The 11395-nt window shown below is 66.3% G+C and carries 16 protein-coding genes and 1 pseudogene; 8 read left to right on the forward strand and 9 right to left on the reverse strand.

Going from position 1 to position 11395, the window contains the following annotated elements; translation table 11 throughout:
- The 9 genes and pseudogenes from AB7E83_RS27540 to AB7E83_RS27580 form a co-directional block, all read right to left on the reverse strand.
- Positions 1 to 628, reverse strand: a pseudogene (locus tag AB7E83_RS27540) (hypothetical protein); the annotation flags it as partial.
- Complete coding sequence (gene terL, locus AB7E83_RS27545; protein ID WP_428574626.1) at positions 628 to 2292, reverse strand: phage terminase large subunit; 1665 nt, start codon at positions 2290 to 2292, stop codon at positions 628 to 630. The gene terL and the pseudogene AB7E83_RS27540, both read right to left, overlap by 1 nt.
- Before the next feature lie 13 nt (positions 2293 to 2305).
- Entirely contained in the window at positions 2306 to 2806 is a 501-nt protein-coding gene (locus tag AB7E83_RS27550; protein WP_428574628.1) for a DUF1804 family protein, read from the reverse strand.
- On the reverse strand, positions 2806 to 3084 hold the full coding sequence (locus AB7E83_RS27555) for a hypothetical protein (protein ID WP_428574630.1): 279 nt from the start codon (positions 3082 to 3084) through the stop codon (positions 2806 to 2808). Before AB7E83_RS27555 ends, AB7E83_RS27550 begins: the two co-directional genes overlap by 1 nt.
- Positions 3081 to 3680, reverse strand: coding sequence for a hypothetical protein (locus AB7E83_RS27560; RefSeq protein ID WP_428574632.1), 600 nt, complete (start codon positions 3678 to 3680; stop codon positions 3081 to 3083). Before AB7E83_RS27560 ends, AB7E83_RS27555 begins: the two co-directional genes overlap by 4 nt.
- On the reverse strand, positions 3677 to 3883 hold the full coding sequence (locus AB7E83_RS27565; protein WP_428574633.1) for a hypothetical protein: 207 nt from the start codon (positions 3881 to 3883) through the stop codon (positions 3677 to 3679). Before AB7E83_RS27565 ends, AB7E83_RS27560 begins: the two co-directional genes overlap by 4 nt.
- Positions 3883 to 4452: a glycoside hydrolase family protein gene (locus tag AB7E83_RS27570; protein ID WP_428574635.1), complete on the reverse strand. Its 570-nt coding sequence runs from the start codon at positions 4450 to 4452 to the stop codon at positions 3883 to 3885. Before AB7E83_RS27570 ends, AB7E83_RS27565 begins: the two co-directional genes overlap by 1 nt.
- A 103-nt stretch (positions 4453 to 4555) precedes the next feature.
- Positions 4556 to 4846: a hypothetical protein gene (locus AB7E83_RS27575; RefSeq protein ID WP_428574637.1), complete on the reverse strand. Its 291-nt coding sequence runs from the start codon at positions 4844 to 4846 to the stop codon at positions 4556 to 4558.
- A 559-nt stretch (positions 4847 to 5405) separates the two neighbouring features.
- On the reverse strand, positions 5406 to 5807 hold the full coding sequence (locus AB7E83_RS27580; RefSeq protein WP_428574639.1) for a helix-turn-helix domain-containing protein: 402 nt from the start codon (positions 5805 to 5807) through the stop codon (positions 5406 to 5408).
- 25 nt (positions 5808 to 5832) lie between these two features.
- Here AB7E83_RS27580 and AB7E83_RS27585 point away from each other — a divergent pair, with 25 nt between their 5' ends.
- From AB7E83_RS27585 to AB7E83_RS27620, 8 genes are all read left to right on the forward strand, one after another.
- Positions 5833 to 6108 carry a DNA-binding protein gene (locus AB7E83_RS27585; RefSeq protein ID WP_428574641.1) on the forward strand — a complete coding sequence of 92 codons (276 nt, stop codon included), beginning with the start codon at positions 5833 to 5835 and terminating at the stop codon, positions 6106 to 6108.
- On the forward strand, positions 6105 to 6638 hold the full coding sequence (locus AB7E83_RS27590; protein WP_428574643.1) for a hypothetical protein: 534 nt from the start codon (positions 6105 to 6107) through the stop codon (positions 6636 to 6638). Before AB7E83_RS27585 ends, AB7E83_RS27590 begins: the two co-directional genes overlap by 4 nt.
- Positions 6635 to 6958, forward strand: a complete 324-nt coding sequence (locus tag AB7E83_RS27595; RefSeq protein ID WP_428574645.1) for a hypothetical protein — start codon at positions 6635 to 6637, stop codon at positions 6956 to 6958. The genes AB7E83_RS27590 and AB7E83_RS27595 overlap by 4 nt, the downstream gene beginning before the upstream one ends.
- The gene (locus AB7E83_RS27600) at positions 6955 to 9120 is read left to right on the forward strand and encodes a Mu transposase C-terminal domain-containing protein (protein ID WP_428574647.1); all 2166 of its coding nucleotides are present in this window, start codon (positions 6955 to 6957) and stop codon (positions 9118 to 9120) included. Before AB7E83_RS27595 ends, AB7E83_RS27600 begins: the two co-directional genes overlap by 4 nt.
- A gap of 71 nt (positions 9121 to 9191) precedes the next feature.
- The gene (locus AB7E83_RS27605; RefSeq protein ID WP_428574649.1) at positions 9192 to 9929 is read left to right on the forward strand and encodes an AAA family ATPase; all 738 of its coding nucleotides are present in this window, start codon (positions 9192 to 9194) and stop codon (positions 9927 to 9929) included.
- Positions 9930 to 9932: 3 nt separating this feature from the next.
- A complete protein-coding gene (locus AB7E83_RS27610; RefSeq protein ID WP_428574651.1) occupies positions 9933 to 10556 on the forward strand; it encodes a hypothetical protein in 624 nt (207 codons plus the stop codon).
- The gene (locus AB7E83_RS27615; protein ID WP_428574653.1) at positions 10556 to 10981 is read left to right on the forward strand and encodes a hypothetical protein; all 426 of its coding nucleotides are present in this window, start codon (positions 10556 to 10558) and stop codon (positions 10979 to 10981) included. Before AB7E83_RS27610 ends, AB7E83_RS27615 begins: the two co-directional genes overlap by 1 nt.
- Before the next feature lie 11 nt (positions 10982 to 10992).
- Positions 10993 to 11274 (forward strand): hypothetical protein, encoded by a 282-nt coding sequence (locus tag AB7E83_RS27620; protein ID WP_428574655.1) that lies wholly within the window; start codon positions 10993 to 10995, stop codon positions 11272 to 11274.
- Positions 11275 to 11395 lie beyond the last annotated feature (121 nt).

Consider the following 11395-nt stretch of genomic DNA (forward strand, 5'->3'; position numbering starts at 1 on the left):
TGGTGCGCTCGGTGAAGAGGTCCGCGTCCTCGCCCAGGACGACGACACGGTACTTCCAGTACTTCCCATGCACGTCCCGCTTCGTGATGACGCCGATCGGCTGCTCGGGGTTGTCCGGGTCCATCACCACCGAGCCGATGCTGCGCGGGTCCAGGTAGCCCAGGCGCACGAAGCCGTTGCCCGCGTTCACGCGCGTCACGTAGCACTGCTCGCCCAGCAGCGCGAGGGCGCGCACGCGCGCGGGCAGCTTCAGCGGCCAGTTGTTGATGGGGTCGTTCCAGAACGCATCGAGCAGCTTTTGATGCTCCGGGTCCTTGCACTGCAGCGTGACGCCCTCGGCCACCAGGTAGGCGAGCGGGATCTCGATCAGGCGGTTGGCCAGCAAGTTGCTCTGCCACAGCCACTCCGCGAGCTTGGCCATGCGGTCCTGCGCAATCGGCGTCAGGTCGCGGTCGTTGTACTTGCTCAGGCCGTCGCCGGTGAGCTTGCGCCAGCCCGGCTCGGCGTCCTCGCTCTGGCTGCCCGCGGCCTCGACGACGCGCGTCTCGGTGGTGGCGGGCTCGACTTCGGCCGGCTGCGCGAAGCCCGCGGCCGCCTTCAGCCGGGTCCACATGGATTCCTTGCCCATCATCCAACTCCTCTGAACATGCGCTTCGCCGCGCGCCCGTATCGGCTTCGCGCGCTTTGTTGATCGGTGGTCCCGCCGCTTTGCACGGCCGCGGCCAACGCCGTGACGGACAGCATCCACAGCATGCAGACCATGTCGGGTCCGTCGTCGTGGTCGGCCTTGGGGAAGTGTCGGAACTGGTCGATCAGCGTGAGCTGGCTCGAGTGCAGGCGGATCAGCCCGTTGTGCATGTGCGGCTGCAGCGCCTCGATCCGCATCATCTTGTCGGCGATCGGCACCAGCATGCGCACCGGGACCGGCACGCCTTCCTTCGCGCTGCGCTTGATCAGTTCGGTGGCGAGGAACTCCTGGAACTGCACCGTCTCCACGCCCCACCGAATGCAGTTGTACTCGCGCTGCATCTCGATGATGTCGCTGATGATGCGGTCGGGCACGCGCTTCTTGATCTTCGCCTCGACGACGTCCATCACGCCCGTCTCGCGGTTGTGCCCGCCGACCCCGATCGCGCTCGGGTCGCGACCGGCGCCGGCCTTGCCGAGCGATGGGTCGCAGGCGCCGTAGAAGACCCACTCCGCGAGCCTGTTGACCCAGAAGCGAATCGAGTTCACGAACGGCGCGTCCTCGCCGCTGGTGGGGTCGTTCTGCTGCTCGCTGTCGAAGGCGTCGTGGCCTTCGCGTGCGCGCTTCACCATCAGCTTCACCAGCGGCCTGACCGCGGGCCAACTGACAATCGCATCGCGCTCCATCTCCTCGCGGTTCTGGTCGTACAGCGCCATCGCCGCGGCCAAGCCGTCCTGCGGGTTGTCCGCGTTCAGGAGCAGCCCTTCGAACTGCTCCCACAGCTCCATGTTCGCGGGCCACTGGATGATGGCCTTGAACACCTTGCGGTTCCACAGCGGATTGCGCAGGAAGCGCTTGAGCACGCTGTCGTGGTGCAGCACCGTGCCGACGATGATCGCGTCCATGCTGTCATCGGGCGGGCCGAGGTTCAGCACGCCCTTGGTGACGAACTTCTCGAGCTTGTCGCGCTGCGTGGGCGTGGTGACGTTCTCGTCGTTCTCGATGTCGTCCAGCACCGCGAGGTCGGGGCGGTGCGGGCCGTGCCGGCGGCCCCGGATCTTCTTTGCGCTGCCGAAGGCCTCCACCTTGCGGCCGCTGGCTGTAACGATCACGCCTGCGCGCCAGACCTTGCCCTGGCCGCATGCCTCGGGGAAGTCGCCGATGAGCCGCTGGTTGGAGTCGAGCTCCGCCTTTACCGCCTCGAGCATCTCCGCAGCCTGCTCGAACGCATCCATGACGATGATCGGGTACCACTTCGCCTCGGTGATGAGGCACCACAGCACGAAGGACATCGAGATCTTCGTGGACTTCGCCTCGCCGCGGGGCGCCGCGATCGCATCGCGTTGGCCGCTCGGTGCATGCACGATCCGGGGCAGGCGCTCGTACAGGTACTCGTGCAGCGCGCTCGGCGCCGCGGTGCCGTAGTGCGGGAAGTACGTCGAATCGAAGAAGCGGAACCCGTTGACCTCGTCGAACACCTTCCGGCGGCGCTCGGCGACCGCCTCGTGGCCGATGTCCCAGCCTTCGAGGTTCGCGTCGATCTGACGGCGCAGAGCCTCCGCGAGCGCGGCCAGCCCGTCGAGCAACTCCTTGTTCTTCGCCATCGGCGTCCTCGCGCTAGGCGTAGGCCTTGGCAAGTTCCTCGCCGAACGGCTCCAGGATCTGCACGAGCGCCGGCACGTTCTTCGGGTACTTGGCCTGCGTGAAGGTCGCCAGGCGCTGCAGCACGTCCAGGCCGATGGCCTGCCGGTTGAGGTCCGGCGCGAGCCGCTTGAAGCTGTTCATCGTCTTGTTGAAGCTGTCGCTCATGCTCGCGAGGATCTCGGCGCGCTGCAGCGGCTGCAGCTCCTTGTTCTCGCGCAGCATCTTCATGGTCGCCTGGTGCTGCAGCAGATAGTCCTCGAGCAGCTGCTTCGACAGGTTCGTGAACGTCTCGTCGCCAAGCGCCACGGCCGCGCGCGAGGTATCCCAGTCGTCGCCTTGCGCGGCGGCGTCCTGCTTCCAGCGGTTGCCCGTGCTCTTCGGCACGCCGAGCTTCGTGCATGCCGTCTCCATCGGCAGGCGTTGGTAAACGTAGAGGCCGCGCAGCTGCGTGCGCTTTTCCTTGCCGTGTGCCATCAGGGAGTCGGGCCGCCCCGCCCCAGCCACTGCTTGATGCCTTCGATGATGAGTGCCGTGCCGACGGCCATCGCGCCGCCGGAGACTGCGCCCATCACTGCGGCCTTCTGCTCCACCGTGCGCAGGCGCGAGTCCATGCCGTCGAAGCGGTGATCGACTTTCTTCTCGAAATCGTCCATGCGCCTGTTCTGCAGGTCCTGGCCGTCCTTCAACGACTGCACCAGCCCGTGAATCTGCCCGAGCAAGAGCAACTCCTGCGTGCGTGCTTGGTCGCTCATTGCTGTTTTCCCTTGATGAAATCGATCAGCCGCTGGTGCCGATGACGATCTTCGGCGCAGAGCTTGGCGTTGAGGGCCTGGTTGTCCCAGGCCGCGGCGAGGCCGATGCCGGCGTCAGCGTCACAGGCGCCCTCGGAGCGGTCAGCAAGTCCGCAGGTACCCGAAGGGGCGTCTCGCCCGAGGAGGGCGGAGTTCCACATCCAGACAGCCCCATGAGAGAGAGCAGGATCGTCGCGATGAAGTACTTCGCAGGCCGCGACTGCGGCTTGCTGTTCGCTCGCGACGGCGGCGAGCTGCTCCACCGCGCGCTTCGCGACGAGGGGTCGTGTGCGCTTGTACGCATTGAAGGCTCCTTCGAGTTTGTCCCGTTCGATTCGTGCGTCGAGCAGCTCCGCCTGGTAGGCGCCGCTCGCCTTTTCGCCACGGCGCTGTTCGGCCAGCTCTCGGGCGCGGGCGTCCTGCTCGCGCTTGAGTTCCTTCGCCTTCCACGCGTTGTCCGTGTGATGTGCGCCGGCCCGGTAGGCGAGGGCCGCGAGACCGATTGCCGCGACGAGCAGCAGGACGAGGGCCAGGAGCGTGTTGCCCCGCTGCTTCATTCCAAGCCTCCGAGCAGCCAGATCGCGAAGCCTGAGACGATCACCAGGACGAGCGCGGCCAGGTTCCACAGCGCGAGCAGCAGGCGCGTCGGCTTCCATTCCTGGCGGCGGTGCCGGTAATGCACGGCGAGCGAGCTGGCCAGGAAGGCGCAGGCACCCCAGAAGAAGACCCACAGCCACGTCGGCACGTAGAACGCATGCATCAGCCCACCTCCGCGCCCAGGCAGCGTTGGTGCCGCTTCTGTTGCTCCAGCCACACGCCCCTGCAGCCGCGTGGCCCCCAGTTCTCGGGCTTGCTGCAGTCACGGCCGGCCTGGTAGCGGTACAGCAGCAACGCGTTGCATGCGGCTTCGTAGTTCCCCGCCTTCAGCTCGCGCAGCATCGACGACTTGCGCCAGGCGCCGCCGCCGAACTGATAGCGCCAGTCGACGTAGACGTCGTATTCGTACTGGTGCAGCTCGACGCCTTCGAGCGTCGCCTTCATCTCGGCCTCGGCGTTCTGAATGTAGGCGAAGCTCCGATTGAGCGCCTTCACCGGCGTGGTGGTGTCGCCCATCTTCACCGGCGAGCCGTCGTCGCGCGTGGTGCTGCCGAAGCCGACGGTGGGCACGTCGCCCGCGGTCGGGATGCACGCCGGGTTACACCAGCCCTCGCGGTTGGTGAGGCCCACGAAGGCCGCGGCGGTGAGCGACAAAGCCGCGACCGCCACACGCGCGCCGCGAGTGATCGCGCCGAGCTGGCGACGAAACGACGGGAGGCGGATGAGCAACATGCCCCGACTGTGCGGGGCGGGGTGCAAACGAATAAGGCCGACGCGTGTCGGCCTTATGGATGCGGAGTGCTGTTTTTTAGGTTAGCACAGGGGCAGCCGGTTCCTAAAAATCCCGCGCGCCCTTCTGAGTATCAGACGCTCGCTGCTTGCGACGAAACTCCATTTCGTCCGCCGTGATGAGGAAGGCTGATCCATCACCGAGCTTTCCGCTGTTCAATGTGACGAGCATTGTTGCGGCCGTCTGATTCCAGGTCATCTGCGTGATTGGAAACGTACCGCCGCCTCGGGTCTTGAAGGGCTCGTGGTCCACTTTGGATGGCGGTCCATAGCGCTCAGTGGCAGCCTTCATGATTTCCTGTGCCCGAATTGACGACACGGTGACATGCAGCTCCACCAAGCGCCCTTCTCGAAAGGTGGCGCTGCCCGATGCAATCGGCGCGCCACCAAAGCTGTTCCGGTTCCAGCACCCCTCGATTGACTGTCGATCAAGCCTTTGATCCTTGGAGATGCACTCTGAGGATCTGAAAAAACAGGCCGCACTTGTCGAACAACTCCAGTCGGGTAATGCCTTCCGAAAGTCTTCATTCGAGGCCCCCAGTGGAACCCCCTTGTACGAGAAACCGTCCGGGCTCTGCGCAGTCGACAGCGCAGGCGCACAGACCAACGATAGGGCGACCAAGAGTCGCAGATCAAGACGTCTCACTGTCGAGTCTCCAGAGTGTTGAGTTATGCGTTTTCTATTCGTCGTCAAGCAGTTGGCGCATCGCGTCTACAAGTCGCTTCAGCTCCGCTGCCTTGTCTTCGCTCATGCTTCGCACGTCCGATGGCGCGCGGCCTGCTGCACCCTCTGCTGATCCTGTAGTGATGATCTGAATTACGTCACGGAGCACAACCACGTTCGCGGCTCCCTTGACACTGACATCAGTTTTTCTTCCCTGCATCCAGCCCCTCCCCTAGGCTTTTCTCTTCCCCCCAATCACATTGCCAGTGACATCGCGGCCAACGGACACGTTGTTACTCCCGGCAATGTGGACAACTCGTGAATCGCCTTCGTCGTGGCGGCCGAAGAGCGCGCCAATGATTTGATAACCAAAGCGCGCGACGAGGCGCTGCACGTACAGGACTTCCGCGGATCTCTCGCCCGCTTCGATCCGGTATTGGTGCGCCATGCTGATCCCGCCGGCGGCAGCAAAGTCCGCGGCTTTGATTCCCAAGCTCAGTCGAGCTCGTGTCACTCGAATGCCGAAGTCGACGCGCATCGCTGCGTCGTCGTCGGACAGGTGTGGCTTCTTCGGCACGTCGCTCCTTTTTCTCCACTTGACGAATTCGCCAAGTGGAGAAATAATCCGCTCCATTCACATATTTCACACGCATTGTGCGATGAAAAGAGCTGGGTCACACACCTGTAAAACAGGCGCGCAAGTCCGCGAGGACCTCGAACGCGATGGCATTTCACTAAAGGAGTGGTGCCGCGCTCATTCCGTGTCCTATGACATCGCCCGGGGCGTCATTGCAGGTCGCATCAAAGCAAAGCGCGGCCAAGCACATGCAATTGCCGTCGCCTTTGGCATGAAGGCCGGGCGCGTGATTCCAGCCTCGCAGTTCGCGCCCGTACCGAGCAAGAACAAGCCGCAACTGCGAGTGGTGCGCCCGTGATCAAGCCCGCGATACCTTGCGTCGATTCCCCGCTAGCGCACGCAGAAATCGTGTTGCTTCGGCACTTTCGAGAAGCCGGCGACGTGGGCCGGGACCACATTCAACTCGTCGCCTGTCTCGGTGCGGCCAAGTTGCGCACTATTAGTGAGAACCAAAAGCCGGGCCTGCAACTGCATTCCGATGGCACGGTCAGCTTGAAGGACGCTGCGCTGCCGTACTACTTCAATCGAGGCTCGGTACTCAATCGCGCCCAGATCAGCCTGAATATCCGCCGTGCAACCGGGTCGTTGCAAAAATACTGCGACCGATTCGGGCTGTCGAAGGCGCTCCTTCGGAACGCGCTGGGGTCGAGGACAGGCGTTGCGATGGGAGGGCAGGCGGGAGCGCTTCGCATTCTCTTGAACTTGCCGACGTGCTCAAGCAAGAACACGACGCCTCTCGATCATGAGTTCTGCATTCACCTGGACGCGCTTCGGATCGCTTCGGGTCTCGGAGCCGTGATCCCTAAGCCACGGAGGCGCGGCGTATGACCGACAAGCCCATTCCCCTCGAGGCGGTGCGCAACGCACTGATGCTCGCCAAGGTCAAGAAGCACTCTACGCAACCCATCGGGCGCTTCGCGGCGTACACGCAGTACCCGTCGCCGTTCGGAACGACCTGCACGGACGCCCTGCGCGGCAGGGGCCGCTTTCCCGTCTTGCCTCTCAACTTCGGCCCGATGAGCCGCGGCGACTTCGAAGGTCTGGTCGCCCGGGTGCGCAGAGAGCATGGGTTGTCGGAGATCCGCAAGATCTGGCGCACCGGCATGCGCGCGTTGCAGGCCGAGCTCGTGCAGGGGACGTGGCAATGAGTGTCTGGCTCACCGCCCGCGAACTGGCCGGCTTCCCCGGCATGCCCTCGACCGAGTTCCGCACCCGCGAGAAGCTGCAGAAGCTCGGTGTTCCATCACGCGCACGCGCTGGGCGCGGAGGCGGCGTCGAGTTCGACTGCAGCCGCCTGCCTGCGCAGACGCGCACGGCGTTGATGATCGAGAAGGTCACCATCGTCGACCCCGCGATCGCGGCCAACGTCGAAGGCGATGCGCTCGTCCCGGCCGAGCCGCAGCGCGACGTTGCGCAGAGCCGCGAGCGGCCACCGTCGCAATCCGAGCGCGCAGTCGCCGATGCGCGCCTGCTGCTGGTCAACCAGGTGCTCTCGCTCGAGCCCCTGCACGGCATCAAGGGCGCGGCCTCGTTGATCGCCCTGCAGCTCGCCTCGGGCACGGCCACGGACCTCGGCGCGGTCGCGCGCACCGCGAACCAGCGCGCCCGCGACGCGTCGGTCAGCACGCGCACCCTGCAGCGCTGGATCAGCACCTACCGGGCGCAGGGCTGGTGGGGGCTTCTCCCGGCCGCGCCCGAATCCCTCCCTGTAACCGAGGTGGGCGACGACGTCGCCGCGGTGCTCGCCCTGTATCACTCCAAGGAGCCGCGCTTCCGCAACTTGAGCCAGGCGGCGCAGGACGTGACGAAGCGGCTGAAGCAGCCCGTCGACTCCTGGAAGCAGCTCTATGCGAGAGCGCGCCGGGCGCTGCCCAAGCTGGACAAGGTCGACCTGATCAAGGCGCGTCACAGCGGCTCGGCGCGCGCGGCACGCCTGCCTTTCAAGCGCCGCGACACGACCGTGCTGCGCCCGCTCGACGTGTGGGTGTGCGACGGTCACACCTTCAAGGCGAAGGTGCGTCACCCCGACCACGGAGCGCCCTTCGCGCCCGAGGTCACCGCCGTGATCGATGCGGCCACCCGCAAGATCTGCGGCTGGTCGGTGTCGCTCTCCGAGAACGTGATCGCGGTGGGCGATGCGCTGCGCCACGCGGTGGGCAACAACGGCGTGCCCGCCATCATCTATTCCGACAACGGCGCGGGCCAGACGGCCAAGCAGCTCGATTGCCCCATCACGGGCGTGATCGGCCGGCTCGGCGCGGAGCATCGCACCGGCATCCCAGGCAACCCGCAGGCGCGCGGGATCATCGAGAAGAGCTGGTTGAGCTGGCTCATCCCCTGCGCCAAGCAGTTCGCGAGCTACCAGGGCAAGGACGTCGACGCCGGCACGCTGCGCCGCGTCTCGGCCGAACTGGCGAAGGAGCAGCGGGCGCTCAAGCGCGCCGAGCACACGGGCGAAGTGATCCGGCTTTCGACGAAGGCGCCCAGCTGGAAGCAGTTCATCGACGCCGTGGGCCGTGCGGTCGACGAGTACAACAACGAGCACCGACACCGCAGCCTTCCCAAGCACGAGAGCGGCCCGCACGCCGGCAAGCACATGACGCCGGCCGAGGCATGGGACGCGCAGCTCGATCGCGAGCTTCAGTTCAAGCTGAGCGCGCTCGAGCTGCGCATGCTCTTCATGCCGGCCGTGCTGCGCACAGCCAAGCGCGGCGAGGTGCAGTTCTTCAGCCAGATCTATTACAGCGCCGACCTCATGGCCGTCGACGGCCAGCAGGTGCGGGTGCATTACGACATCCACGATCCGGCGCGCGTGCAGATCTTCGACCTGCGCGGGGAGTTCGTGTGCGAGGCCGGCTGGAACGCCAACCGCAAGGCGTTCTTCGCGCAGCCGGTGATCGAGATGGCGCGGACGAAGCGCGTCGAGACGCGCATGAAGCGCCTGCAGGGCCAGATGGACCTCGCGCAGCGGGAGCTCGGTGGGGTCGGGGCCGCGTCAGGGACGTCCCTGCCCGCACCCGGTTCCGTCGACGTCCTGGTGCCGCACCTGGACGGCGGCTACGAGCCCGCCCTGCAGGTCGACGAGCCGGCGGGCGGTGCTGCCAAGGCCGAGGCCGGCCGGCCCTTCTTCGACACGCCCAGCGAGCGCTACGAGTGGCTGATGGGGCACCGCGCGGACTGGGACACCGAAGACCGCGCGTGGCTTGCGCAGTACGCGGCGGGTGACGAGTACGAGTCGCTCGCGGAGTACTTCGACAGCCGCGGGATCGCCTGGAAGGACGGGGAAGAAGGTTTTAGGAGTGCCCGGTGAAGGTTGCCGCCTTCACCGAGCGTGCCTGCGCATTTTTTTGAGCAACGACAACAGACAGGAGCGAAGTATCCATGAAAAAGGGATTTGTCCAAACCGAGAACTTCAAGCGGCTGCGCGAGGCGGAGAAGCTCGTGGCCAAGCGCGGCGCGCGCGAGGCCGGCCTGGTGATCGTGCGCGGCGTCTACGGCATCGGCAAGAGCGAGCTGACCGAGCGCTGGGCCGTCGACAGCGGCTACGTGTTCGTCCGGGCCAAGGAGACGTGGACGAAGCGCGCGATGCTCGACGAGCTCGCCGACAAGATGGGCCTGGACAAGCGCGGGCGCAACCAGGAGGTCCAGGCGCGCAGCAGCGGCAAGCTCGCCGTCGAGATGGTGCCGATGATCCTGGACGAGGCGGACTTCCTGATCCGCAGCACGGCCAGCCTGCCCGAGGTGCGGCGCGACATCACCGACCTCACGGGCACGATGTGCTTCCTGGTGGGCATGGAGCACTTCCCGCTGAAGGTCGCGCGCTACGGTCACATCGCCAGCCGGGTGGCGCGTGTCGTCGAGCTCGAGCCTCTCACGGTCGGCGACGTGAAGGCGACGATCGCGGCGAAGGCCGAGGTCGCGATCGACGACGAGCTGATCGCCCGCATCCATGCCCAGTCGAAGGGCCGCATGCGCCTCGTGCTCAATGCGGTCGCCAACATCGAGACCTGGGCGCACGCCAACGGCTGGAAGAAGGTCGAGGCGAAGCACGTCGACGGGAAGGTGCTCTGCACCGAGTTCAACGGCCAGCAGCTCGGCAAGCGCCGCGCGGAGGGCTGACCCATGACCGCCCCCGCGCGTGCCCCGCTGCCCCCGCTCGTGACGGGCAGCGACAGTGCCCGTCAGACGACCTACGCGGTCTTCGCCGCGATCGCCGAGCGCGCCCCGGCGGCGGGCTTCCGCTTCTCGACGTCGGACCTGCGTGCATGGGTGCCGTATGTCACTCGCGCCGAAGCCAATCGCATCTCCGCGCGCCTGGTGCAACTCGGCTTCGTCCGGCAGGTGGAGTCGAGGGTGCGAGAGCGCAGCAATCGCTTCGCCCTGACGGTCGAAGGCTTCGAAGGCGTTCGCACCGCGCAGGCGGGCCGATACGCTCGCACGCCGGGCCTGCGCAAGCAGAAGCGGCCCGATGCCTTCATCGACCGCCTGTGGGCGCTCATGCGCATGCGCAATGTCCTCGACTCGGTGACTGCGGCGTCGACGCTGGTCGACGCGGGCAGCGACGAGCAGGCCCTCGCGCGCGCCACCAAGACGGCTGCGCAGTACCTGGCCTCCTGGTCGCGCCAAGGCTTCGTTGCCGAGTCGCGCAGGCGTGCCGGCAACGGGCGCAAGCAGTACGTGCTGCAGAAGGACGCCGTGCGCGCGCCTGTCGGCACGTGTCACTCCGACAACAACTCGAAGGCCTGATGTCCTATCAAGATCAACCTTGGTTCGCGCTGCTCGCAGAGCGGGCGACGTCCCTTTCGCGCAAGCTCGTCGCCGGTGCGCTCGGCGTGAGCGCGCCTGTCATCAGCCAGGTGCTCAACGGCACCGGCAAGTACGGCTCGGGCGCGGCGAGTACCGACAAGCTCGCCGAGAAAGTGGTCCACACCTTCGGCCGCTTCCCGTGCCCCCACCTCACGGAGCAGTCCGACGCGGCCGAGCCGGTGGTGATCACCGCGGAGCAATGCCGAGGGTTCGCGCATCGGCCCGTGCCCACGGGGAGCCCGCGCGACATGCAGCACTGGCAGGCCTGCAACGGCTGCACCCACAAAGCCCACACCGCCCCGCCGCAGCCGCGCGAAGTCAAGACGCGGAAGAAAGCGACCACCTCAACCCCGGAGGCCCCATGAGGCTCATTCGCATGAAAGCCGCAGCGGCGAGCATCGTCTGCTCTGTCCGCGTCCTGTTCAAGCTGTTCGTCGGCGGCGGGCCGGTCGGCGTGTACTACACGCTCAGGCTAGCCTACCTCCGCCGTCGCCTCGCGCGGGTGAGCCTGCTGCTCACGCGCGAACGCGACTTGCACCGCGAGCACCTGGCCGCGCTCAATTACGAGCTGAACGGGCTCGTTGCCGATCAGCAGGAGACGCACCGCGCCGCGGCCGAGTACTGGCGCGCTCATGCCGCCCCGGGAGCGCAGTCGTGAGCGCCGAGAAGCTCGACGTCGCGAAGCGCCTAGCAGCGCAGCCCGAGGGCTTCGCGAACGGGGACTTCGCACGCGCCGCAGGAGTCAATGCCTCGGCAGCGGGCGCATACCTTTCGGCGTA

The organism is Ramlibacter sp., assembly GCF_050250995.1.
Lineage (GTDB): Bacteria > Pseudomonadota > Gammaproteobacteria > Burkholderiales > Burkholderiaceae_C > Ramlibacter.